Consider the following 25,905-nt stretch of genomic DNA (forward strand, 5'->3'; position numbering starts at 1 on the left):
CGAGCCATGTGGAGTGCGTAATAAGAATGCAAAGGAAAGATACGTAGAAATCCTTAGTTTTCTGCACTTTGCGCGATATATGACTTTCACAACCGACGGCGATGATTTCAGAAATAAGGTGTTGAGAGATAAAATTGATGTTTCAGTTGTCTTGGACATGGAGTGTGTAGACATGTTTAATGCATGTGTAGATTAGAGTGTTTTGGTATCTATATATTACGCAGTATGAAGTGAATTTAAGACTGGGCAATGATGAGAGAATACCGGCTTTTTTATCCGGTATTTTCTTTTTATATATAGAATTTCATAAGATGGATGGAAATAAATTCATATAAGTGGTATAACTATATTAATAACGTTGTTTTCATTGATATTATACGGAGGTCTTTTGATGCCGGGTGTAAATGATATTCTAAATATTGCAATTAAAGAAACAGAGTTTCTGAATCAAGGTGAAGTTTTCCTTGTAAGAGATATATTTAAAGGCTATGAGTGGAACAGGATTTCTCGTAGCGAACGGCTTCTACTTGGTACACTATTTTTAAATTATGTGAATACATCAAGAGGTTCCATCCAAGCAATTGAGAAAACCTCATCAGGGCAACAGAAGTATAAAATTAATGTGAGATAATTTGTTCTGACTTATAATCAGGAGTTACAAAGTTAAATTTTTTATAGATTATTAAGTTTGGTTCTGGGGTGATAACATGGAAAGTATTAAAACTAATGCAGGGGCGTTGCCTTCTAATGCAGGAGATGATTTTCATCTTTTGTGGGCAGCTCAAAAAATATTGGAAATGCTTAAGCCAAATGTAACACTTACAGCAGTAACCGTAGAGGGGCCTGCATGGCAAGATTCAGTTGTCGCTGATATAGACGATAGTAAGTTGTATGCAATTGACTTAGCTGAGTATTATGGAGGTACTGATTTTCAAAGTGCGTCAAAAATAGTTTTTTCTCAATTAAAATATAGTACATATATGGGTGACGTGGCATGGACTGCTGCAAGTTTATGTCATTCTGATAACAAGAAAAAGGATAATTCAATTATTCGGAGAATTGCTGATGCTTATAAAGAATATACAGAAAAGAATGCAGATTCCAGAGACAAGCTCATTGTAAAATTTGTAAGCAATCGCTCCATTTCTGATAGTTTGAAACAAAGTATCGTCAAAGCAAAAGAACTTTTAGCGAATAAAAACTATAAGCAAGCAAATACCCTAATTAAAAATCTTTGCCCAGAATTTAGAGTAGAAATTGAGAGATTTTATAAAGAATCGAACCTTAATTCAATAGCATTTCTGGGCTTTATTAAAATGCTTGATTTTGAGGATTGCGGTACAGCTACAAGAAGCATTAAAAAGGCTGAAATCATTCAACTACTAGGCAACTGGGGGATAGATAGCTTACAAAACAAATATAACGAGATAATAATGACTATACGAGATCGAATGATGCCCGGAAGAAATGCAAATGTAGCTATGACTAAAGATTTTGTGTGCTCTCTCTTTGGTGGCAATTATACTCGGTTTTTTCCGGCTCCTACAAACATTCATTTGTTGAAAACAGGTTATATTGAAAGAGTATGCGTTCATGATTTAATAAAAATTGTATTGGAACAAGAAAAAGCACCTATATGTGTTCATGCGACAGCCGGCATCGGCAAAACTACACTTGTTAACAACATGGGAAGATATCTCCCCTATAGCTCTGCTGTGGTCTTATATGATTGCTATGGAGGAGGGACTTACTTACAGCCTTCTGACTCGAGGTATGAATGTGATACTGCCATACCTCAGATTTGCAATAGCTTGGCACTTGAATGTAAAACCGATTTTTTATTGGAACGCAGATTGAAGGGATCTGAGTTTTTTCAAGAGTTATGTATACGATTAGAACATGCAGTTAAATATGTAAAATCATTTTCTGAAAACGCTATTATATTGCTGATTATTGATGCAGCGGATAATAGCGTATTTGCAGCTAAACAAAATGGAAGTAGTTGTTTTATTGATAAATTGCTGCAACAGCATTTGCCTAAAGGTGTACGATTACTTTTGACATACCGAACAGAACATGCGAATTATTTTTCTTTTCCGGATAACTCGATGTTTTTTCAAGTTCCTACATTTAATTTACATGAAAGTACAGAACATATTAGGTCCTTTTACCCCGTAGTAGCGGATGAAGTTTGCTTAGAGTTTCATGATTTAAGCAAAGGAATACCACGAGTCCAGGCATATGTGTTGGCGTCAAATCGAGAAACATCTCATGAACTGGTAGATATGCTACGACCAAATGGAAAAACTACTGAAGATTTGCTTAATGATATACTTGAAGAAATCTGGCAGAGATATGGAGAGAAGAATGAAGAAATTTCATTAATCTTCGGACTCCTAATTAATTTACCACGCCCGATACCAATAGTGATTGCTACTAAAATTATTGATTGCTCACCGGAAATGTTGCAGAGTTTAAGTGTTGACTGTTCTTTCGGTCTTTATATTGAAAATGACTTTATTTACTTTCGTGATGAAGATTTTGAAACATTTTTACGGGAAAAATATTGTGATAATTTAAAAGCAGTCAGTACTATTGCTGACTATATGTACCAGCATCGGCACCAAAATCCTTACTGTGCAAAACATGTACATAGCTTCCTTGCCCAACAGACTGATATTTCCAAACTTTTGAATATTTCCTTGGAGGAGTCAATAGATGAATCGCTTGTGGATATTACAGAAGCTAGTAGGATTATGCTCTCGCGAATTAAAGCTACTTTAAATATTCCTATCATAAAGACACAGGAATACTGGAAGGAATCTTTTCAGCTAATATACAAAATCATCGATTTTTCAAAAAGTGATGAGGCTATCAATAAACTAATACAAAGTAATCCGGAACAGGCATATTTGTATTGCGATAACAACACTCTTTTAAAAGTATTCACTACTGACAGAAATGATTTTGATTTAGGAAAAGCAGCATTTATCTTCTCAATGAAATCGGAGACAGAGACAAAAGCTCTTTCCTACTTGGATAGCTATAGAGGCGCTATTAACTATTATTATAGTAAACCTGATGAAAAGAGAAATCCTGTAAAAAGGCCACACCTTGGTGATATTGTCAATGTAGCAGAATCACTGCTCAGGCTTAAAGACGAAATATCGATGAAACGCTGGATAGCCTCTTGGACTAATAAAGTATTCCAAGCAAATGTATTATTCGAAGTTTTCGTTCGATTAATTAACCGAAATGATATGCAATTAGCAAACCAAGTTGAAAGAATGCATTGGTCGTTTCACTGCAAACTTTCCATAGTTGCAGTTTATTTAAAGTGCAAAAAAGTACCTCCGATTTATTTGGTTGAATATCTTATAAAAATGTTTAATAAAGCACAAGCTTTGAATCTGGATGATTTTAATAAAGATCATGTGATTTTGTTTCTTGAGTATCTTTGTAAAGATGATAAAGATAGAGATATGCTTCCTCTTAATATTATATCAAAGTACAAAATTAACTATCGTGTTTCATATTTGTCCTATATTCATGGTGAAGATGAGCATGAATTAGACATTAATGTAAGATTTTATATATTGGGAAAAACATTAAGGAACGAGAATATTAATTCCGAAGATTTCTGTGATAAAGATGGCTTAAAAAAGGATAAACGCTTAACACAGAAAGAAATAGATGAACGCGTAAAAGATATTAAGAAAGTCTACGATTTTCTCCTTCCTGCTTATATGTATCGTATTCAAGTAATATTAGGAGTTAATAGAGAGACTACTGAAGTATTATATAAAGATTGCTTGACTAAATTAGATCGGATGTTTTGGAATGATTTGGATAGTCAAAAATCTGGAAGTATTCGCCTATACCTGTTGGCTTTAGCCGATGCTGTTTTGTATATGAACATAACGGACTCTCATACAATACATAATAGTCTGCTGAAAATAGCGAGAACTACTAAAATATATCGTGACACGAAATTTGCCTTAGCAGATTTATGCTCGTATGATCGTCGTTCGTACCAATTCACATTAGAAACACTTAAGTCTATATCTGATGAACTCATTCAACATCCTATATCAGCAATGGAAGCATCAGAGGCTTATATTCAATGTGCTCAGATTGGGCAAAAAGTTGAAATAAGTGTTGGTCAGATTTATTTTGAGAAGGCGCTTCAAGCTGCTAAAGGGTTGGATTATGAATCATATCGAAAGCTTGAGCTTTTTAATGTTTTGTCCAATGTCGCTTCCAATAGAGGATACTTATCGGACATTGAGCTTTCTCATGAGTTTATGCGTTTAGCAGAGGATTATTATCGAAAAATGGGTGACTCAAAGAATTTTCCTTATAAAGAAGTCTTTGAGACAGCAACGACATTATGTCCAGAGAATATTTTTTCTGTAATGTGTCGGCTGGATGATCGAAACGATTTCGATCATTTTTCCCTACCTGAAAGTGCTTTTTATGTATTATCAGGATTATTGGAAAAAGGTATTTATCAACCTGATATTATATCTTCACTATCCACAATTTTACTACCAGAACAGCCATCTGATTATAGCAATCTAATAGAGAAAATCTTGCATCAGCTAAAAAAAGCACCAATTTCAGTTCAACAAAAGGGTTTGGACATACTAATTCATGATACCTTATACAATGTGCCATTAACCTATAAAGATACATTAGCAAAAGAGATTACCATTTATATCAATAAAAATCAACTATCTAGTTGTAAAAATTGCCAGGAGATTACGGCATTAAATGATTTTCTTTGCTCTATTGATAATCAGGAAGCGAAAGAACAACAGATAGAAAATGAAAAAACAAATTTGCCTATTCCAGATATGAATTATATGCAATCTCACCCCATATCTGGCTCTATACAATTAGTGGACTATTTAAAAGAATTAGATAGGGATGGCCAAGTCAAATTTGTTGATCTATGGCTTGCTAACACTTTACCAGAAGGTTATATTTCTAGCGCGAACATATTGATAGAAGCTTGTTTAAATGGAATATATTCTATTGAATGGACAAAGATTATGAACGTTTTTATAAAGCACATAAATACTTGGAGTGTTTGGCCATCTGTGGAAGCTTGGAGAAACGATGTAAGCATCCAAAGAAAAATATTTGTAGATCATATGGATAAGATTTTGAGTTCCTATCGTAATTATTATGATAAGTTGACCAGTATTTTTAACGTTCAGACAGTTGATATTCGAGCATTTTTTATAGAATACTTGATATCACAAGATAATGTTTCAAGTGAAAACATTATGGAAATATTAAAGAAATTATCTATACGTCTTCCTGCTGGTTTTGCGGAAGAAGCTATAAAATGGTGCGTCTTTATAGAAATCCCTTCAATACATCCATTGTACGGTGATAAACCATTTTCTGATAACTTTTCACAGATCGACGAGGATTTACTGCCGGTCTGTAAATTGCTATGGCGGATGTTGGGACATCCAGATAAAAAATATCGTTGGACCGCAGCGCATATACTACGAAACTTATATTCATGCGGATACTCAAGTATTATAAGGCATCTGATTACTTTGTATCACGCTCCTTTTGATTCACGATATATGGATAAAAATAACTTCTTTTTTGTGGGTCAGCTAAATTATCTTTTTTAGTTGTATGCCTTCGAATTTTTGGTGAAGAACCGAAAGACGGAGTTCCCTTTTATAACTTCTTTAAAGAAATTGCATGCTCAGATCAAATTACTCATGCATTGCAAAGAAGGTTCGCCAAACATATTAGTCTTAAAATTGCTGATACAAGTTACTCTGGTGACGTTGCGCAGCTATTGAGCTCTGATGAACTAAAGCTTGGAAAAATTAAAAAGACTCCTAGATATGCAAGAGCAAATTTATCCTCAAAGGAAAAATTCCGTTTTCATTTTGATACAATGGATACGCTCCGCTATTGGTATGATGATGTTGCTGATATCTTTAGCCTCACTCAGGAGGAAGTTGCTAAAGACTGTGATAACTATATCCAACAGTTTGGAATTGATAACGATAAAACTCGAATATGGCGCGATGCATATTTGCATTATAATAGATATCGTAATCGCAATACTTACAATGATCATGGTTCCTTGCCAGAGATAGAAACATTAGAAAAGTTTGCGGAATGGCATGCAATGTTCTATGTTGCAGACCAATATCGTTGCACTTTGCCCTATTCCGAAGGTTCATATAAAAATTACCATGACTGGCTTGATTCATATCTTCCCGGCTATCAAGGGTATTGGAGTTGTGAATTCCGTGATCATATTCCCTTCATTCCATTTCTATGGGAATTTAAAAAGTATAAGAATCCAGAGAATGACCGTGAATATATGATTGAGCCGGGTTTAATTAATTCATTAATTTTAAGTAGAGATAGCATTATAACTTACTTAAACTATAATTCTTCTTTTGATCAAAGCAGTCAGCGGATAAAGATAAAGAGTGCTTTCATTGACGAGAAAGATATTCCTAAGCTAATAAGTGAATTTAAGAAACCACATAACATATTTGAGTACTTTTATTTTGAACCAGATCCGGAAGAACGTAAATATCTTAAAAAAACTGCTGTAACAATTTGGCCTATGCATGTTGATATTGATTCCTTAAGAGATGACCGGCTTGACCAGCATGACCGATTTGCAAAAGATGTATACACGAATATCTATTCTTTTTCAGAGGATGTACTGGCTTATTGTAGATATGAACATTTCAAAGTAGGGACGCTTTCGCTTCCTGCTAAAAATAAGGATTTTCCGTGTCATATAGCAAAATGGAGTGAACCAAGCGAAGAGGGTGGATATACAAAACAAGGAACTTATGGCAGTATTGCAGAAATAAGAACCAAACTGTTCTTGGAATATCTTGTTAGTATTAAGAAAGCTCTTATTTTTGAGTACAGCATAGTCTTTGAAGATCAGACCTATCATTTTTATGGAACGCCAAGTAAGGCAGCTAAAGAAGAGGGTATTTTTATCATTCATTTAAATGGTAGTACCGAATCGTATGTATTAAAACGAGATTCAGACATTGTTTATGATTAAATTTATGGCCTTAATATTTACATTAAATGTAAAATCCTCATTTTAGAGACTATGAGGTCAATAGGCAGTTAAAAGAGGGTGAATAATGTGGATAACTTTCGATGGATTCGTCCTAATATTAATTTAAAATGTTTTATAAAAGACGGCGAATATAACGTTATATTACATAATAGCGGAGATCTCGTATCAGACTTTAAGTATTACGCTGAACAGTTTTATGCCGGTGCCGAGAATTTGATGGCATATCTTCTAAATGAAGCCTCAAGTAAAGGTGATATCGCCAAACTAGACTTGTGGTATTTTGCTATTGTCTATTTATATCGGCAAAGCTTAGAGCTACTTTTAAAATCAACCCTCTTTCAATATATTGTGAATTTCGAAGACAGGAAAATAGCTATCGGAAGTATTAGGCATGATCTTGCACAAGGATTGGAATTGTTGCTTAATAGCATCCCTGAAGCTAAGGAAAGCCAAGAACATGAAGGGGTAATTTGGTTAAAAAGCTTTTTTGAAGATATATCGCGTGTAGACAGGGAATCTGATATGTTCAGATATCCTTTCGGAAATAATATGAAAGTCCTTTTTGAAAAGCAAACCCATATTTCCTTGGTTGCTACACAAACAAACATGCAAACCGCCTTTTATATCTTGAAAGATATAAATAAAAAAGGTTGTTCATTTATTGGAAATCATATAGTTTATGATCCTAAGCTGATTATAGAAGGTGGAGCATATTATGAACAAAGTGTAGTGGGATATAAATATGCTGAAAGAAAATTTTATCCATATTTCTCCTCATATGAAGAAGCCGCAAAGCATTTAGAGAATGAGATTAAGCAAAATCACAATTCAGCATTATTTCTTCCAATGTGTTATTTATTTAGGAATGCAGTAGAATTGGGTTTAAAAAGAATTATTTTAGAAGATAGCCATGTTCCATATGATGAAGCTATGAAAAAGCTTAAGAGGAAGAAGCATAGTCTGGTTAGCCTATGGAACAGTATTTCTGTAGAAATTGCGAATTATGCCAATGCACCGGATGACGATACTACACTGATTGATACAAATAAATACATTCATGAATTTCATAATTTTGATCAAGAATCTGATATATTTAGATATCCTGTAAACAAGAAATTATTGACGTACTTTGGTGATGGGCAAACCTTTGATATGTTAAATGTAGCAGGTTGCTTTCACGAGTTGTGTAACTTTTTAGATGCCGTTGATGGCATGCTATCAGAAATAAAACAGGTTGAATTGGAAATGATGTATGAGTATGAATCTGAAATGCATAGCGAAATGAACTATTATAATGACTATTAAGAAGAATACAAGGAAGTGGGTATTATGCCATCGGTAAGAACTTATAATCTTGATACAATAGATATATCTGGAATACGGGCTCTACTTTGGGAGACGTTGAGTTTGAAATGGGTAAGAGAGGGTCATTATCCTGTCCATTCGAACTACAGAGTAAAATATGATGATATCTGTATTTCAATTGCAGAATTAGCAGCAAAAAGGAATATAATTCAAAATCCCCCTATTCCACAAATACAACCTTTTACAAGAGAAATTTCTACTCTATCGAAGCAGAGAATAGGAAGTGTCATTTGGGAATTAGTGTGTCAACAGATCTTATATATAGATCTAGCGCAAAATAATTATTCTGGAAATCAGGGCTTTACTTTTGACATTACTGAATATGGGCAAAAAGTGCTTGCAAATGGAAACCCGATCCCTCATGACCCTGAAGGATATTTAGATTACTTACAACATGAAATTCCAGATATTGATAGTGTTATTTATACCTATGTTGCAGAAAGCATCCATGCATATAATATCAATTTGCTCTTATCTGCCACAACAGCAATTGGATGTGCATCTGAAAAAGCGCTCCTGCTTTTAATTGAGGCTTATATCCCGTTCCTTCCTACAGAGAAGGAACGAGTGGGTTTTGTGCAAAAAACAAAAGGTAAATTTATTAAAAATCAGTTTGAAGAATTCCAAAAAAGTTTAGGAGGACAAAAAGGACGTATACATAAAGAATTGGTCGATGGTATAGATATAGTTATCAGCGGGATATTTGAATTGTTACGTCAAAATAGAAATAGTGCAGGTCATCCTACAGGTAAAGAGATGAAAAAAGAAAATGTTTATGCTTCTTTACAAATCTTTATTACTTACTGTAAACGGATTTACTCACTTATGGAATTTTTCAAAAATAATCATTTCACAATAAAATAACATTGAGTAGGTATTGAACGATTGCATGCTGAATGCTAAAAGTACAGGTTTAACAATGATAAAACTCAAATGACTAAGAGGACATGGGCTTATAGCCTTTGTTCTCTTTTCATAAACAATAGATTGATGTAAATGGAAAACTACATTACTGTGATCCAAGGAAAGATTCATAATAGAACATATTTTTTCAATTCTATAGTTTAATGAGTTTCTATGAATTTTTAGAGCAGTTGCTGTATTGGTAATTTTTTTTAGAGTTTTCTAGGTATACATATAGTGTATTAAGGAATTCTGTTTTATTAGAAGAATCATACTCTACTAATTTTAAAATAGAGGGATGACAAAACTTATTTAATTCTTCTGTAGTAAAATTTCTAAGCATCTCGTAAATTGCATAATCTTCATAATTATACACAAGTTCTTTTTTATTTACTACATAACCAAGTTCGATTGAGGTTAGTGATTGCATATAGTATTTATTCAAAGTTTTAAGGTCGCTTATTCTTCGACTTACGCCTGCATACATAGCATTATTCTTAAGGTATTTTTTAGGTTTTTCGTTGTACTATCTTTTAACGTGTTTTGATTACTAGTCGTTAGAATAAAAACAATATGACCATTATATATAATGGAATTGCTGTCTTCTAGAATTTCTTCAATTTTATTTCTACAATAATCTAGATTTGTATTAGTCACTTCAGATTCGTCAATAGAGAAAGTCATAATAGCTGTATTTTGTGTAAAATTCAACCTAAAAAGGTTACAATTATCTTCTATGTTAGTAGCGTCTGTTATTTTACCTTCAAGTAATTTAATCACAAAATTTCCAAACATGATTTTATTAGTATTACAAACTAATTTATTTTTCTCTATTTGAAGTTTGCATAAAAAAGTAATGAAATTTAAATTTTCTTACTCAATAGGTTTCATTGGTACCTAACTGTGCGAATACATTCCCATTTAGAACGATAGTAAATAAAATATTTCGATATTTTGAGTAAGGAAGAGTTGTAATGATGGGCTTATGTTCTGTATTTAAACGTATTTTCTACCAGTAGAGAGGTATGAAGTTTTATACAATGGATGAAAACATAATCATTAGTTATGTATTATGAATGAAATGTAACAACGATTCACTTGTTATGTAACATAATCCTTGATATTCTATAAGTAACAAAGGCCTTTGTTATATTAGGATTGGAGATATGTTTATGAAAATAAATAAAGTTATACGAAAGTATAGAAAAGAGCAGAATTTAACACAGGAACAGATTGCCAATTATTTAGGTGTGACAGCACCGGCAGTAAATAAATGGGAAAATGGAATATCATATCCAGATATTACTTTATTAGCACCATTAGCAAGGTTTCTAAAAACTGATACAGATACATTACTTTCATTTCATGATGAGCTTACAGATATGGAAATTAATAATATAGTCAGAGAAATATCAACAGAAATAACAACACATGGATATCAAGCATCATTTGAAAAGGTGTCCAATTTAATTAAGGAGTATCCAAATTGTGATAAGTTAATTCTATTTACTGCGCAGATTTTAAATGCATATTTGACTATGCAAGATATGGAGAATCATGAAAGGTACAAAAAGCAGATTATGGCTTGGTTTGAGACTGTAGCATTCGGTACGGAAATAGAATTAGCAGATATGGCTACTGCATCACTATGTCAAAGTTATATAGCAAATGGTGATTATGAGGAATCCCAGAAGCTCCTTGATAATATTCCACCTATGGGGTTTGATAAAAGGATTATGCAGGCAAATCTATACAGTAGTCAGGAAAAGTATGATGAGGCATATGAAATACATGAGAAAATATTATATCAGAATGTAAATGGTATTATCAGTAGCCTGATGCAAATAATTCAGCTAATGTGTAAGCAGAAAGAATACGATAATGCTATGATATATGCCAAAGCATCAAGAGTAGTTGCTGAAAATTTTGATCTGGGTCAATATATTGCAGGTTCTTCTGAACTTATGATAGCACTAGAGATGAAAAATAAAGATGAAAGTTTACGACTATTAGAAGATATGGTTACTGATATAAATAAAATGTATTGCATAAAGAATTCAAAATTATATCAGCATATGAAATTTAAAGAAGAATGTGGATTTAGCGAAATAAAAAATATGATTAATAAGTCACTTGAAAAAGATAAACAACTTGACTTTATTAGGCAAGAACCTGAATTCTTAAGGATTATGAGTAAATTATCGGTGGAGGAATGATTTATTTATTAAGAGAGCTTGATACAATAGAAAGAAGGTAACTAAGGTAAAAGATAATATCAAACAATATCAGAGAAATGAATACAAAAATTTGCAGAAGTATTTAAGTGAAGGAGAATTGTTAATGAATAAACCATTTAATTTGTTTTAATGAGAAAGATTAAACATGCTTTATAGGAACTACTACTATGTCACAAAGAAGATTTTTTAATTAATAGCATAAAGTCTTTAAAAAAACTACCACCTAAGCAATCAACAGCTCATGTGGTAGTTTTTTGAGTTATAGCAGTTTCAAAAATATTAAAAAAATTAAGTGATACGTCTTATTATTATATTTTACCGTAGCAACAAGATATGAGTGGAGGATTTATGGTATTCAGAAGAGATAGATGTGATAAACCCTAAAACTTCATTATTAAAGACTCCTCCTAGATATAAGGCTACATTCATACCTAAATATGAGAAGGCAATTTTTGCAGCCATATTATATGCGCCCCTAGTAGATGAAAGTTGCGCTGGCTTTATGAAGAATTAGGCTTCAAACCTACAGTAGAGAACACAATTGTCAATGAGTATAAGAAAATAGGGAACTATACTATGCGTCGAGTTTAAGCATGTAACTTAATAAGCACTGATGAGTTAAATAACTGTAAGTTTATATACAATATATATAATTTATAGAATATGATTTTATTTGATACATATATAGTATAAATGGTATGGATGTGATATTTATTAGTGCAATTAATAGATAAACAATAACGATATAATTTACCTATTGCATTAGTATTTTCTGTCAATATAAATAAAGAAAGGGTGAGTATTATGGTAGAAACAAAGAAGTATGGTTGGGGTGTAAAAGCGGCGGTTCTCTCAGTTGCAATATTAATGTATACTACAAGTATGTCTACGCCTGCTTTAGGGGAAATTCAAAAAGCATTTCCAGATGTAAGTGCAGTTACAATTCAACAAATTTCATCAATACCTTCGCTAATGTTAGTTTTATTTTCATTTATAGCGGGACAGTTAGCAAGAGTAATTTCTTCAAAAAAAATATTATATATAGCAATGATATTTTTGATAATTGGAGGCATTGCACCTGCAATAGGTGGAGGTATTACAGCAATTTTATTTAGTAGATACATATTTGGAGCAGGTTATGGTTTAGTATTTCCCATGTCATCTGCTGTAGTTCAAGAGTTTTTTAGTGGGTTAGAAAGAGATTCATTAATGGGATATAAGAGCGCGGTTGGTGCTCTATCTGGTGTTTTTTTTCAAATGTTTGGTGGATTTGTAGCAGTTATGAACTGGAGATGGTCATTTTTAGGAATTTTAGTAGTCATTCCAATTTTCATACTTATATTACTTAAATTACCAAATTCAGAAATTAAAAAAGCAGATAAGGATGCTTCAAAAGGTAAATTAACTCCTACAACATATGGAATATGCATTTTTAATGTGTTTTTTAATATACTACAATTTTCATTTATGATAAATATTGCAATGGTATTAACAAATTCAGGTGGGAATGCAGGTCAAGCTGGGACTATTCTTACTACTTTTACTGTCGCTGCAACTATTGCAGGATTATTGTATGGTAGAGTAATCAAAATATTAAGAAGATATACATTATCATTGGCAATAGGTCTTCTTTCAATTGCTTTTTTTGTATTGATTAATGCAGTTAGCTTTACAACATTTATTGTTGGAGGATTTATATTTGGTTTAGGATTTGGATTTTACAATCCAACTATGACAATTAATGTTATGAATAGCGCTCCAGGGGCTTCAACACTTGCGGTATCAACTTATGTCTCGGTACAAGGTATAGGTCAGTACTTCTCTCCAATGATATTGGCAGCTATAACTGGTGCATTGGGATTGACCCTTGGAGTAGGTGCTTGGACTATTGCAGCTTGGGTATTCTCGGTAATCTGTATTGGGTCAGTTGTATTCTTTACTCTTTACAAATCAAAGAATTCTTCGGAGTCAGCATAATAATAGTAATTTTTAAATTAACAAAATCTATAACCTCTTTCAAGCATGAAATAACCCTCTATAGTTAGACATGGTTATTTCATTAGTCAACTTTGTCAAAATGAGTTCGGTATTGAACTGGACTCATTTTCAATTTTGCATTTATACGTTTGGTAGTATTGTTTAATAAAGAATAAAAGGTAGGAAAATCCTTGCCTTGCTCTTTGTGAGAAAATAGTTAAGGTGGATTAGCTGCTCCCACATGAATAAGAATTCAATAAGAGATATTGGCAAAGAATAAATAAAAGCTTAGAACCCAGTCCCCTTCATATACTGTTTTCTAAGCTTTTATTCATCAAGAAGGCTTCCTACTACATCCATCGCACCGACCATAGCATCAAGAATATCTTTAGGTACATTACCTTCGTCTAATGCTTCTTGTACAAGTCCTGGAACAAAAATTCTCGACGAGAGAAATTTTTATACCAGAAATGCTTATCGCTGCAAAGTCAAGGTTAAAGGTGTAGAAGTAATTAAGCCTCATTTAGCAGGTGATGCAGTATCTTCATTAGGTACATGCATTATCAGAAAATTAGCAGGAGATTTACATGATATCGGTAAAATTCTTGTTGCAAAAATGTAACTTCATTGAAAGATAAACCGATATTTCTTTGTTAAAAGTCTTGGTAAGATAGTAAATGTAGAAATAAAACCGTACTTATTACTACATTTACATCAAAGGATACGTATTAATAGGTCTTGTAAATATAGTTTGGGGTAAAAACAACAAATTAATCTCTACTTATATTTATAAAACAACAATGATTTACTATTTATTATTAATAAGTGGTATACTTATAGCATAAGATTTTAAAATAGACTTGATATTACAATAAAAATTGAGAATTCAACTTAGAGCGTAACATTGCATATTTTATCAATTTTCTTTTTCACGGTTATAAAATAAGGATACCTTACATAAGATTTCTGAAAGATACAATTATAGGTATGCCTTGTTTAAAATATAATAATGAGGTGAAAAAATGGAAGAAGTTATGAGTGCTCAAAAAATGAAGGAATATCGTACAAAACTATTTTCAGATGTGTATGCAGGTATTATACCAGACAGGATTCCTATATGGGATGGCCTGACACCAGAATATCTTATCCAATATGCTGGAAAAGATTTAATGACGACACAATATCAATACAACGTGGATTTATTAGTAGAAATATATGAAAAGGGTATGGAAGTATGCAGAGGTGATATGCCGGCTGGTGGATTTGCTAGGAATCCAATTGCAATGATGTTTCAACAGTCGTTGAGTATGGTTATGAGCGAAAATGGATTTATTCAACACCCTGAACGTTCGTTCATGGAAGCAAACGAATATGATGAATTTATTAAAAATCCATATGATTTTTTGCAAGAGAAACTAGAACCTCGTTTAAACAAAGGATTCCAAGGAGAAGTTTTTCGCGCCCGTAACTATGCAAAAACTATTCTTTCCCATATGGATGTAGGTCGAGAGTTTGGTATCGCGGAGGCAACAATAATTGAACGCTACGGTTTATTTAAAAGACCTTTTGGCACTGTTGGTATGCAACTTGTACCTTTTGATTTTATCACAGACTTTTATAGAGGTTTCTCTAAAATACCATTGGATATGAGAAGGCAACCGGAAAAACTATTGGACGCATTAGAGGCTTTAATGCCATATTCAATTTGGATGGGTAAGCCTCAAGTAGTTAGTCCTTTGGGATGTAATATGATTATGACTCATATGGCAGCTTTTCTGAATCAAAAAGATTTTGATAAATTCTACTGGCCTACATTTAATAAGTTATGCCATATTGCTGCGGAGCAAGGTCAAGCAATGCAAATATTCTTAGAAGGTGATTGGACTCGTTTCATAGATAATCTTCAAGAATTACCGCAAGGAACGCAACTTTGGGCTGAATACGGAGACCCACAACAATTCAAAGATAAATTAGGTAAAAAGATGGTCCTTGGTGGATTCTATCCGTTGACATTATTGCGCACAGGAACCAAAGAACAATGTATTGACAAAGCTAAAGAGCTTATGGATATCCTTGCACCAAGTGGAAACTACATCTTTATTTTCGATAAGTCTGCACTAGCGCCAAGCGATATCAACCCAGAAAATTATACTGCTGTATTGGAATACGTCTTAGAGAATGGAAAATATGAAAATGCAGGGGACGTTGTTACCACAGAAAACAAAGAGGATTCCATAAAGAAGTACTCTCATTTATATCCTGAATTTAAGTCAAAATATGTACTTACTTTTGATGAATTTAAGAAGGTATATCCGCCATCAGATCAACGAGTAGAACCACTCATGCGCGCTGCGTATGATAAATACTTCAACATGATAGATAAAGGATTTTTCTTATAATTGAAAGATAGGTAGCCAGCACATTTATGTGCTGGCTATAATACTACTTAAAGGTTGTTTTTACATGGTTTCATAAAATTCATAATATGTATGGTAATTATTACAGGCGATTAAGAAACTGATAGAGTAATATGATAATAGTTACAATTATAGAGGACTTTATGTCGATATTAATGTAATTTAAATGTGTTCAGCTCTGAAGATTTTAAAAGAGAAAAGAATAGCTCATCTAGATTTTTGACGCTTTAGTTAAAACCGGGTGTATAAAAATGAGCAAAATATTTGGCTATGTTTTGATAATCTGAAAATATAAAATGTGTACTAATAAAATATATTGTAATTTAATATTATATATATAATAATGAGCGTATGAATAAGATTTGAGAATACATCCCTAGTTACAGAAAATAGTGTAACAATAAGTGATTAAGTGCGGATGAATTATTACTAGAAGAGGAGGAATTATGAAACCTTTGATTATCTGTTATTCACATTCAGGAAATAACGAGAGGCTAGCATCGAGCATAAAAAACAGTTTAGGCTGTGACATATTAACTATTAATGAAAAAAAGAAAAGGAAAACGATATCCATCCTGATTGATTATATTTTTAGCCGAAGTTCAAAACTGTCATACTATCAAATTGACAAATATAAATCTGAAATATTTATTTTGATTACACCTGTCTGGGGTGGTAGGATTGCTTCTCCTATGAGAGCGTTTGTCGAGAGAGAAAAAAATAACATAAAAAAATACTTAGTAATAACTTTATGCAATGGATTACCAGGGCAAAAAGAGAAAATTAATGAGGAGATGTCGTCCATTATTCAACGGGAGCCCATCAGCGTGATTGAATTATGGATAAACCGTTTATTACCCGAAGAGAAGCGGAACAAAGTAAAACATACCTTTAATTATAAGGTGAGTGAAAATGATTTGAAACAATTTGAAGAAGAGATTAAAGAGTTTATTGGCATTATAAACAACACTTGTGTGTAAATCCTTCAAAATAAGACAAAGAAAATAATATATAAAAGGTTGTAAAAAAATTTGCAGCCTTTTATTATTACGACATTATATATTAATATTATTATCTACGTTCCTATGATCTCGAAAAATGTTATAATAAGGGAGTAAACTATATATTGATAAAAAATTATCTATTTGACGAGGTGTTAAAATGAAGAAATTTATTTATACTACATTACTATTCGTACTTTCATTTGCAGTCATGGGATGTCCAAGCGTAAAAGCTGAGGAAGCTTTAACTATTTCTAGTTGGAACGTGGATGCAAGTATTTTAGAGACTGGAGACTTAACAATCGTTGAAGATATCACTTTTGAATTTAATGACCAATATAATGGGGTTTTCAGAGAAATTATTTTAGAAAAAACTTCAGGAATAGCTGATTTACATGTAAAAGAAATACTACAAAACGAAGATCTTGAGTATTCTGAAGCCAATGATGCGGATAATGGGGATCAAGGCGTGTTCGTTGTTGAAGAGAGTTCAGATGATGTTCTTATTAAGATTTTTTCTCCATCAGAAAATGAAGAAAAAACTTTTCGAATAAGCTACATTGTTAAAAATGTAGCTATTAGATATAATGATATTGGAGAACTATACTACAAATTCTTAGGTAGCGAAAATGAGACCCCAATAGATAATTTTACAGTAAATATTCAACTTCCAAAGAGTATATCAGAAGATAGCAAAATTTTTGCACACGGACCACTGAATGGTGAAATGGGAAAGAAAGCGGTAGATACCTTCTTTTTACGTGTCAATAATGTTAATAGCAATACATTTGTGGAAGCTAGAGTGCTTTTTCCAAGTGAGTATATCTCACTATCCACTAATAGAGCAGATATAAATAATTATGAAAATATACTCGAAGAAGAAGCTGATTTTCAAAAGAAGATAGAAGAAGATTTACAAAAGAAAGAGACCATTGGCAAATTATTAGAACAGACGTCTATTATTGCAGTGATCCTTGGATTTGGGTTATTTGTCATCTTAATCTTCTCATTTAGAAGGCGAAATAAATCAAATGAAACAGAGGAATATAGTAGAATTCCAGAGGACTGCACTCCTGCAATAGCTGCTTCTTTGACAAGCATACCAATTGATTCTAACACAATCATTGCGACCATACTTGACCTTTTTCGAAAAGGATATCTGAGGGTAGATTACGAAAGGGAGTCAAACAGTAAAAAATCTGACGAGAAAGCTGTTATAATTTCCAAAGTTAAAGAAGATATCAATTCTTTATCAAACCACGAAAAGCACTTTATAAAATGGTTGATAGATGATATGGGAAATGAAAAATCTGTGTCGACTCAGGATATGGAAGACTATAGTAAAGAAAATAGTACAGAATTTCTTGAATCATTTAATGAATGGAAGAAAAAAATCAAAGAAGATACCAACGCAAAAGGTTATTATGACAAAACAAAAGGTAAGTACGCAACTGGATTGGTATTATCGTCTACACTGTTTCTAATCCTAGGAATTTTTACCTTGGTATATGGTAGCATCATAGGGGTAGCAGTTATCTTAGTTTCCGTTCTTCTATTTATATATGCAATGACATTGTATTATAGGCGCTCTGACTACGGCTATGAGCAATATGTAAAATGGATTGGATTTAAGAAATACATAAAAGAATTTAGAAACCACTCTTCCATAGATGATTTTAGTAAATATCCTCATGATAATTCAATAATATATGCTTTAGGGTTAGGTGTTGACATGAAAATAGCAAATAAATTTGAATTTAATAGAGATAATGGTACAGATCAAATTCATACAAATAATAGTTGGATTTATTGGTATTTTATCTTAAATAGTGGAAGTGACAATGCGTTTAATAGAAGCATAAATAATTCCTTCGGAGATACAGGTGGAGCCTCAACAGGAGGATTCTCTGGTGGAGGTGGCGGCGGTGCCGGTGGAGGAGGAGCAGGTGGCTTCTAGGAAGTAGCAACCGGAACTAGCAAATACTCATAGGAGGTAATAGTATTGAATAAAATCTGTGAACAATTTGAGACTTTATTTAAAAAAGGAGTTTATTTAGATCATGCAGCAACCTCTTTTCCTAAACCCGATTGTGTTGTTCAGTCTATCAATAATTATATTGTAAATAATGGCGCTAGCTCCTCTAGAGGAGGTTATGGTAGAGCTATAAAAGCAGACTATATGGTTTATGAAACTAGAAAGTGGATAGGAGAACTGTTTAACCATAAAAAGCCGTCGGATATTATTTTCACTTCTGGCGTGACTGAGTCACTTAATGGAATTATGAGGGGAATTTTAAAAGACGGAGATCATGTTATTACGAGCAGCATAGAACATAATGCAGTATGGAGATGTCTGAAAACCTTAGAACGTGATAGAAATATCTCTATTACCACAGTAAAAACGACAAAAGAAGGGATCACAAATCATAAGGATATAGAAGATAACATTCAGAGAAATACAAAATTAATCGTATTTAATCACGCATCTAATGTCATTGGAACCATTCAACCTATACGTGAAATTGGAAAGATCGCAAGAAAATATAGTATTCTTTTTTTATTAGATACTGCCCAAACTGCAGGTATACTACCTATCGATATGGAAGCAGATAATATTGACATTTTAGCATTTACCGGGCACAAAGGGTTACTTGGGCCTAGCGGTACTGGTGGTTTAATCATAAATTGGGATGGAGACATAGAAGAGTGGAAGTCAGGTGGTACTGGTGGAAATTCAGCTGATCCTTTTATGCCTGAAATACTACCCAATAAATTTGAAGCTGGAACCATGAATATGGTGGGTATAGCAGGACTTCATGCCAGCATACGTTATCTACTGGATACTGGGGTAGATAAAATTTGCGCAGTAGAAAAAGAAGTGATTGGCTATACATTAGAGCAGTTGGGAGCCATAAATGGAATTCAAATATTTGGAACTAATAATGTCGATCTAATGGTTGGTGCGATTTCCTTTACTATTGATGGCATAGATTCTGGAAAAGCTGGTTCGTGGCTTGATAAGAGATATCATATTATGGTACGAACAGGGATTCACTGTGCACCAATATTACATAAAATCATGGGAACCGATAAAACCGGTACCATACGCATTGGAATTGGTTATTCAACAACTAAAGAAGAAATTGATTATTTCATATATGCTCTAAAAGAGTTATTAAAAGAACAATTAAACTGACACATTGATCGTTATTTAAGAAATAGTGGAAGGAGAAAAAAGAAAATGTATTTAAATTATATTTCATTACAAGAAATACAGCCTTGTTCAACAGTAGATGCAAAGTTTGGTATCATTGCTGGATTATCAGACGGGATCAAAGATATTATGCCGTATATCAATGGGATTAATCCGACAGCTGTTTACAATCAAAAACAAGGTTGGATATCTTTTCGTATACGCCAAAGAATTATCACACTTTATGATCAAGAATTAAAAGGTGTGTATCTCCTCAGTGAAACAGATGCCTATGAAATACTTGACTATGTCAGAGACATGATTAATGATTTAGATTCTAAAAGAGATGAAATCGTACCTGATTACACGGTGGCAAAAATGCCTTCCTATGTTGATATTTATAAATTATTACCAAAAACCAACTGTAGAAAGTGTGGAGAAGTGACTTGTCTTGCATTTTCTGGTAAATTATTGACTGGAATGACCAAAATGGAAAAATGCACTCCTATTTTTGAAGAATCCTATCAGATAGAACGTTTTGAAATCGACCAGGTAATGGCATTATATGGATACAAAGATTAATAATTTTGAGGTAAAACTATCTTTTGTTTTTTTAAATTCATAATAAATATCTCCTTCTCTGATTTCTATATTATATCAGATACTGAATTTACTATGTTTAAGTTCTCCTATTTTTATTCTAGCATCATAGTCATAGGTTGCCTTAAGTGTTTATGATAATGTAAAATTACACTAGTATAATAATTAAAAAATCCCCTAGAGGAGGGATCGTAAAAACAAATTGTCTGTGCTTACAATGAATAAGCTTTGAAGAAATAGAATAAGAGCTATAATTAGCACCAGAGGAGTTGTAAAAACGGCTCTTGCAAGTGAAAGCAACCCGCTTTAATTACCACAATAATCGCAGTAATAAAGAGCATAACCCATAGATGGATCACCACAGCTAATTATTTATTAACGTTTTTTAACAAAGCAGGAAGTATGGGATAGCCTTCGAGAAGAAAAGCATCCCAATAATCCGCAGAAATATCTTTTATCTTAAAATCCCCGTGTGACAAATTATATTTGTTCAAATTTGGTGTAGAAAGAGAACAAAGAAATACTTATACTATTCGTTCCTGTTTTTTTCAAATACTAAGCTTAGAACTGAAATCCATCCTGTTCCTTGACTTTTTACTGGTATTGCTGTTACAAAACGCCAACCTTCCAATGACTGTGCCTCAATAAGATCTTCAAATCCTTCAAAATAGAAGGAAAGTCCAGTATTTGACTTTAATTACAAAAATTTGTATTGATACATATTAAAACCTCCCAAAAGATAAAATATATTCTAAAACAAACTATGTTTAATATATTATAAGAAAACAGAATTGCCCAGCAAATAGTCAGATTTTTCAGGTATAACATGAAAAACATGAAAAACATGAAAAACATGAAAAAGATGGAATAGAATTTGTATCGTATATATGGGGAAAGCAAGAGTATATTTAATGTTAACGTGTCCATTGTTGTTATTATGTTAAACTTAAAGTATACTTTATATATGTAAAATGTTTACTTATAATTTTCAGCTTTCTTTAAAAACTAAAGGGTAGGAGAATCATAATGTACAATATTTCAATATGTGAAGATGATTTAGTATTTCTAAAAGCTTTGAAAATAACAGTTGAAACTTATCTGAAAAAGTTAAATTCAATATTTATTGTTGATTGCTTTATGGATGGAGAGGCACTTCTTTCAGAAGTAAGTCAAAATAACATGAGGTATGACGTAATATTTTTTGATATCGACTTGCCTGCAGCAAGCGGTATTGAAATTGCAAGAAAAATACGTCAGTTTGATGATTGTTCACTATTTATTTTTATTACTTCCATGAATGATAAGGTTTATCAAATATTTGAGTTAGATACCTTCAATTTTATTCGAAAAGAATATTTCGAAGATGAAATTAAAGAAGTTCTTGATTTATTAATTAAAAAGTTAAACGAAAATAATGAAACTTATGAATTTAAAACAAAAGATGGCGCAATAAGACTCAAGCTACATGACATACTATATTTTGAACGCAACAATAGAAATATTGAAATTCATACAAAGGATAGTGTATATATCACTAATAATATAAATTTAACAGATTTAATTAAACAACTTAAAGATAAAGGTTTTTACGAAATATATAGAGGAATTTTAATTAATCTAAATTATGTAAAATATATTGAAAACAATACTGTTATTTTAACAACAAGTGATAAGCTACCAATATCTAGAAGAAAGTTCATAGAATTTAAAAGAATATTCTTTGAAAATTTGTAAAGGATGGTTGGTGAATGAGTCTATTAAACTATATTATAGAATATGCAATCTGTTTCTCAGAAGTTTTTGTATTTTATTTATTTTTTAAGTATTTATTGAATACTAGACCCAAGTATTCGAAGTTGGCAATAGGTATTTTTCTTGTATTTATACCATTATTGCTATTTATCATTACCTTGTTCCAGCTACCACTGTATCTAAAGATGCCTCTTACCTTCATATTATATTTTGCATTATCCACTGTTTATAGTTATCCAAAGATCAATAAATTATTTTTGATATTACTATTTTATTTAATTATTATTTTAACAGAGGTTTTTTTTATCAGCGTACTTTTCATATTAAATATCCAGCCAAGTGAGGCTATGCATTTAGATGGAAACGCAAGATATATTTCTGTTTTGATTACAAAATCTATAGAATTTTTAGTTTTATTCATAGTTGCTAAAATCTTAAAACCTAATAAGATAATATTACCTCGCAAATATACGATATTAATTTGGGGCATATTTACAATCACAATATCGACAATGATATTTCTTTTGAAACAAGCTTTATATTTTCATAGAAATTCTTATAGTACCAGTTTTTTGTTTATAGTTTGTTTGGTATTCATTATTATTAATATTGTCATTTTTTATTATTACCTAAGTTCAAATCAGTTTTATCTACAAAATAAGGAACAAGAGATTATAAATATCTATTTAAAAGCCAATCAAAAGTATGTGAATGAGGTTGAAAATCAAAGTGAATATCTTCATAAAATCTGGCATGATTTAAATAATCATGTAAAGAATTTGGAATTATTAGTAGATAATCACTCAAGTAGCGATGCATTAAATTACCTGCAATCTATCAAAAATAATATAGATAAAATTCCTAATAAGATTACAACTGGAAATAAAATAGTGGATGTTGTACTGAATAGAAAAAATGCAGATATTATCATAAATGATATTAAATTTAATGTTAAGGCAGCGATTGCACCTCAATTAAATATAGAAGAAACAGATCTAAGTGCTATCTTATTTAACTCTATTGATAATGCAATAGAAGCAAGCTTACACCTAAAAAATAAAGAAGATCGCCTCATAGAGATTGAGTTGTATCACAAAAAACAGTATGTGTATTATCAAATACGAAATAATGTAAATGCTTTATCTTCTAAGAATCAAAGAGGGTTCTATAATAAGAAAAAATATATCCCTACCGGTTATGGTTTAGTCATACTTCAAGATATTACAGATAAATACAATGGAAATTTGGAATATGGTGTTCAAGATGGTCAATTTGTATTAACGATTTATTTATTAATTTGAAAAAGGGAAATCATCCATTGTGATGAAACATCTTTTTAGGTACTTAAATTAGGATAAAAAGAAAGCACAGTTGGAAGCCTAAATATTGTTGTATCAATGGGTAAAAGCGCTAAGAATCCAATTGTCTTGTATGATTAAAACCTCTTGAGTTGATGTTGTAAAACAGTGCCTAAAAGGTTATAGGCTACCTACATTGTGAGGGTACTCTGGATATAAAACTAGAGGATGTCACAAAATATGGTTACTGGGCTTATCTGAGAGGTAAGTTTGTACAAGCAACTCCAGATAAGAAAGCAAATGAGGCTTCTCTAACCAATGCAGAAATTGGTAGAGACTATTGTAACAAGCTTTTAGAAATCGAAGAGGATATTGGATAAACTTTCTCTTGAAAAAAATATAATAAGAGTTTTGAGCTAGAAAGATCGTTCTTCTGGATGCCTTTTGGTGCTGGCTTGATTCTTAGACAGTGCTTAAGGTTCCTGTCTTGGAAAAGCAAGATGGAGCATCTTCCATCTAATAGGTTAATACAGCAAAAGCAAACAGATTGCATGCCAGTGCATATACCTCAATAATCCGAAAACAATGGTCAATGCAATGGTCAGAGATTGTAAAGATGAATGTGAAAGCAACATTTTAGACTAGCTTATAATGAACCGTTCACTGTCAAGTGGACAGATGACTAAATAAAAAATATATATCTCTAACCACAATTATGTGATTGGAGTATTTTAATGCTACTTTATTTTTGTAGAAAATCTCTATATTCTAGTGGGGTCATACATGTTTTATAACCTTGTTATTCAACTCTATGTGAGGATAAGATTGCTTTGATTGCCATTGTTGTATTAACACCAATACCTTCGCACCAGGAAATGAATCTTTATGAATTCCAAGCAGTATATTACTTCTGATCTTCGGGCATATGTTCAACTATGGTGCTATATTGACTAATACGACCATGCATGCGTACGTGGATGCAACACAATGATTATTAAAGAATACTTCTACTACATTACTAGTTATTCACACATCACCCATGTTTTATGTACTCATAAGGAACAGAGTAATGTATTTTCTTTATATTCATTACCGCTTAGACTTAAATTGACACCTTTTAGACAAGAACAATATTTCTCTATTAAATTTAGTTATAATCATAATAAGTTCAATAGATAAAGTGACATATTGTAGGAATATATCAATCATATAAATCCCTAATTTTAATAAATAAACTCACATTGAGGGTATAATGGAACGAATACATTCTGGACCAACAAGTGCATCAATTGATATTACATATAATTGTACTTTACAATGCTTGCACTGTTATAACACAAGTGGAGAACATAAAACCAATAAAAAAGAATTAAGTTATGATGAATGGATAAATGTAATCAAAGATATTACTGATTTACAACCAGTTTATATTTGTTTCTGTGGTGGTGAGCCATTATTAAAAAAAGAGTTAATTTTTGAAGCAACCAATCTATTAAAAAGAATATCTGGGATTACAGTAAATATGGTAACAAATGGTGACTTAATGGATATAGAAACTGCATATAGACTGAAAGATGTAGGGGTAAGTTGAATTGTTTTTAGAAAATATACAGCTTAAATAATTAATTAGGTGAAATAGTTATGTCAATTAAGTTATTAGATGAAAAGCATTTAAAAACTTTACAAAAACAATTGAATAATGAGCTTATCTGTACAACAATTTAAAAACTATGGAGGTCAAAACAAATGACAGAAAGAATTATATTAATTATTATTTTCATTGTATTAGGAATCCTATTGTTCAGCGGCAAGGGTTCCATGCTCATTGCAGGATATAATACCATGCCCGTTGAGAAAAGGAGGAATTATGACGAAAAAAACTAGGTAAAAGCATTGGATATTTAATGTTTGTGAGCTCAGGTTGTATGATAATAAATCTGGTAGGAGAATACTTAGAATTAGAGTGGATAAAAACTGCTAGTTATATCGTAAGTGGTGTAATCATAGTAATTACTTTAATTTATGTAAATGTGAAGAAGACTCCTATTAAGAAATTATAAGATAGT

At 31.9% G+C, this 25,905-nt stretch carries 21 protein-coding genes and 1 pseudogene; 19 read left to right on the forward strand and 3 right to left on the reverse strand.

Annotated features, from left to right (window positions below; translation table 11 throughout):
- Positions 1-391 precede the first annotated feature (391 nt).
- The 5 genes from GC105_RS00780 to GC105_RS00800 all read left to right on the forward strand — a co-directional run bounded on the left by GC105_RS00780 (position 392) and on the right by GC105_RS00800 (position 9,325).
- On the forward strand, positions 392-631 hold the full coding sequence (locus tag GC105_RS00780; RefSeq protein WP_152800704.1) for a single-stranded DNA-binding protein: 240 nt from the start codon (positions 392-394) through the stop codon (positions 629-631).
- Positions 632-707: 76 nt separating this feature from the next.
- Positions 708-5,654: a hypothetical protein gene (locus GC105_RS00785; RefSeq protein ID WP_152800706.1), complete on the forward strand. Its 4,947-nt coding sequence runs from the start codon at positions 708-710 to the stop codon at positions 5,652-5,654.
- A 98-nt stretch (positions 5,655-5,752) separates the two neighbouring features.
- Positions 5,753-7,075 carry a hypothetical protein gene (locus GC105_RS00790; RefSeq protein WP_207706916.1) on the forward strand — a complete coding sequence of 441 codons (1,323 nt, stop codon included), beginning with the start codon at positions 5,753-5,755 and terminating at the stop codon, positions 7,073-7,075.
- 87 nt (positions 7,076-7,162) lie between these two features.
- On the forward strand, positions 7,163-8,401 hold the full coding sequence (locus GC105_RS00795) for a hypothetical protein (protein ID WP_193708215.1): 1,239 nt from the start codon (positions 7,163-7,165) through the stop codon (positions 8,399-8,401).
- Between the two features lie 24 nt (positions 8,402-8,425).
- Positions 8,426-9,325, forward strand: a complete 900-nt coding sequence (locus GC105_RS00800) for a hypothetical protein (RefSeq protein WP_152800710.1) — start codon at positions 8,426-8,428, stop codon at positions 9,323-9,325.
- Here the strand turns inward: GC105_RS00800 and GC105_RS17670 are convergent.
- The 3 genes from GC105_RS17670 to GC105_RS00815 are packed head-to-tail and all read right to left on the reverse strand — an operon-like array spanning position 9,281 to position 10,159.
- Complete coding sequence (locus tag GC105_RS17670) at positions 9,281-9,571, reverse strand: helix-turn-helix domain-containing protein (protein ID WP_425481508.1); 291 nt, start codon at positions 9,569-9,571, stop codon at positions 9,281-9,283. The genes GC105_RS00800 and GC105_RS17670 overlap by 45 nt on opposite strands.
- A complete protein-coding gene (locus GC105_RS00810) occupies positions 9,537-9,809 on the reverse strand; it encodes a helix-turn-helix domain-containing protein (RefSeq protein WP_152800712.1) in 273 nt (90 codons plus the stop codon). The genes GC105_RS17670 and GC105_RS00810 overlap by 35 nt, the downstream gene beginning before the upstream one ends.
- Positions 9,810-9,835: 26 nt before the next feature.
- A complete protein-coding gene (locus tag GC105_RS00815; RefSeq protein WP_193708216.1) occupies positions 9,836-10,159 on the reverse strand; it encodes a hypothetical protein in 324 nt (107 codons plus the stop codon).
- A 377-nt stretch (positions 10,160-10,536) separates the two neighbouring features.
- Between GC105_RS00815 and GC105_RS00820 the strand changes: the two genes are divergently transcribed.
- From GC105_RS00820 to GC105_RS17010, 14 genes and pseudogenes are all read left to right on the forward strand, one after another.
- Positions 10,537-11,580, forward strand: coding sequence for a helix-turn-helix domain-containing protein (locus GC105_RS00820; protein ID WP_193708217.1), 1,044 nt, complete (start codon positions 10,537-10,539; stop codon positions 11,578-11,580).
- A gap of 358 nt (positions 11,581-11,938) precedes the next feature.
- Positions 11,939-12,115: a hypothetical protein gene (locus GC105_RS16710; protein ID WP_193708218.1), complete on the forward strand. Its 177-nt coding sequence runs from the start codon at positions 11,939-11,941 to the stop codon at positions 12,113-12,115.
- A 290-nt stretch (positions 12,116-12,405) separates the two neighbouring features.
- Positions 12,406-13,578 (forward strand): MFS transporter, encoded by a 1,173-nt coding sequence (locus GC105_RS00825; RefSeq protein WP_152800718.1) that lies wholly within the window; start codon positions 12,406-12,408, stop codon positions 13,576-13,578.
- 425 nt (positions 13,579-14,003) lie between these two features.
- A pseudogene (locus GC105_RS17140) lies at positions 14,004-14,197 on the forward strand (cobalamin-binding protein); the annotation flags it as partial.
- 403 nt (positions 14,198-14,600) lie between these two features.
- The gene (locus GC105_RS00835) at positions 14,601-15,977 is read left to right on the forward strand and encodes a uroporphyrinogen decarboxylase family protein (RefSeq protein ID WP_207706917.1); all 1,377 of its coding nucleotides are present in this window, start codon (positions 14,601-14,603) and stop codon (positions 15,975-15,977) included.
- A gap of 464 nt (positions 15,978-16,441) precedes the next feature.
- The gene (locus GC105_RS00840) at positions 16,442-16,975 is read left to right on the forward strand and encodes a flavodoxin family protein (RefSeq protein ID WP_152800720.1); all 534 of its coding nucleotides are present in this window, start codon (positions 16,442-16,444) and stop codon (positions 16,973-16,975) included.
- A 181-nt stretch (positions 16,976-17,156) separates the two neighbouring features.
- Complete coding sequence (locus GC105_RS00845) at positions 17,157-18,953, forward strand: DUF2207 domain-containing protein (protein WP_152800722.1); 1,797 nt, start codon at positions 17,157-17,159, stop codon at positions 18,951-18,953.
- A 45-nt stretch (positions 18,954-18,998) separates the two neighbouring features.
- Positions 18,999-20,192 carry an aminotransferase class V-fold PLP-dependent enzyme gene (locus tag GC105_RS00850; RefSeq protein WP_152800724.1) on the forward strand — a complete coding sequence of 398 codons (1,194 nt, stop codon included), beginning with the start codon at positions 18,999-19,001 and terminating at the stop codon, positions 20,190-20,192.
- A 45-nt stretch (positions 20,193-20,237) separates the two neighbouring features.
- Positions 20,238-20,771, forward strand: coding sequence for a (Fe-S)-binding protein (locus tag GC105_RS00855; protein ID WP_152800726.1), 534 nt, complete (start codon positions 20,238-20,240; stop codon positions 20,769-20,771).
- Between the two features lie 1,044 nt (positions 20,772-21,815).
- On the forward strand, positions 21,816-22,523 hold the full coding sequence (locus GC105_RS00860; protein ID WP_152800728.1) for a LytR/AlgR family response regulator transcription factor: 708 nt from the start codon (positions 21,816-21,818) through the stop codon (positions 22,521-22,523).
- A 542-nt stretch (positions 22,524-23,065) separates the two neighbouring features.
- A complete protein-coding gene (locus tag GC105_RS16715; RefSeq protein ID WP_207706918.1) occupies positions 23,066-23,842 on the forward strand; it encodes a sensor histidine kinase in 777 nt (258 codons plus the stop codon).
- Between the two features lie 1,249 nt (positions 23,843-25,091).
- On the forward strand, positions 25,092-25,430 hold the full coding sequence (locus GC105_RS00870; RefSeq protein WP_152800731.1) for a radical SAM protein: 339 nt from the start codon (positions 25,092-25,094) through the stop codon (positions 25,428-25,430).
- Between the two features lie 155 nt (positions 25,431-25,585).
- Positions 25,586-25,723, forward strand: a complete 138-nt coding sequence (locus GC105_RS00875; protein WP_152800733.1) for a DUF3784 domain-containing protein — start codon at positions 25,586-25,588, stop codon at positions 25,721-25,723.
- 20 nt (positions 25,724-25,743) lie between these two features.
- The gene (locus GC105_RS17010; protein WP_207706919.1) at positions 25,744-25,899 is read left to right on the forward strand and encodes a hypothetical protein; all 156 of its coding nucleotides are present in this window, start codon (positions 25,744-25,746) and stop codon (positions 25,897-25,899) included.
- Positions 25,900-25,905: the final 6 nt, after the last annotated feature.

The sequence above is a fragment of the Alkalibaculum sporogenes genome (assembly GCF_009362815.1).
GTDB lineage: Bacteria > Bacillota > Clostridia > Eubacteriales > Alkalibacteraceae > Alkalibaculum_A > Alkalibaculum_A sporogenes.

Coding starts and splice junctions, on each gene's coding strand:
- GC105_RS00825 (WP_152800718.1), top strand. CDS start 12,406: ATGGTAGAAACAAAGAAGTATGGTTGGGGTGTAAAAGCGGCGGTTCTC.
- GC105_RS00840 (WP_152800720.1), top strand. CDS start 16,442: ATGAAACCTTTGATTATCTGTTATTCACATTCAGGAAATAACGAGAGG.
- GC105_RS00800 (WP_152800710.1), top strand. CDS start 8,426: ATGCCATCGGTAAGAACTTATAATCTTGATACAATAGATATATCTGGA.
- GC105_RS17010 (WP_207706919.1), top strand. CDS start 25,744: ATGTTTGTGAGCTCAGGTTGTATGATAATAAATCTGGTAGGAGAATAC.
- GC105_RS00845 (WP_152800722.1), top strand. CDS start 17,157: ATGAAGAAATTTATTTATACTACATTACTATTCGTACTTTCATTTGCA.
- GC105_RS00860 (WP_152800728.1), top strand. CDS start 21,816: ATGTACAATATTTCAATATGTGAAGATGATTTAGTATTTCTAAAAGCT.
- GC105_RS00820 (WP_193708217.1), top strand. CDS start 10,537: ATGAAAATAAATAAAGTTATACGAAAGTATAGAAAAGAGCAGAATTTA.
- GC105_RS00780 (WP_152800704.1), top strand. CDS start 392: ATGCCGGGTGTAAATGATATTCTAAATATTGCAATTAAAGAAACAGAG.
- GC105_RS00785 (WP_152800706.1), top strand. CDS start 708: ATGGAAAGTATTAAAACTAATGCAGGGGCGTTGCCTTCTAATGCAGGA.
- GC105_RS00870 (WP_152800731.1), top strand. CDS start 25,092: ATGGAACGAATACATTCTGGACCAACAAGTGCATCAATTGATATTACA.
- GC105_RS00835 (WP_207706917.1), top strand. CDS start 14,601: ATGGAAGAAGTTATGAGTGCTCAAAAAATGAAGGAATATCGTACAAAA.
- GC105_RS00815 (WP_193708216.1), bottom strand. CDS start 10,159: ATGTTTGGAAATTTTGTGATTAAATTACTTGAAGGTAAAATAACAGAC.
- GC105_RS00855 (WP_152800726.1), top strand. CDS start 20,238: ATGTATTTAAATTATATTTCATTACAAGAAATACAGCCTTGTTCAACA.
- GC105_RS00875 (WP_152800733.1), top strand. CDS start 25,586: ATGACAGAAAGAATTATATTAATTATTATTTTCATTGTATTAGGAATC.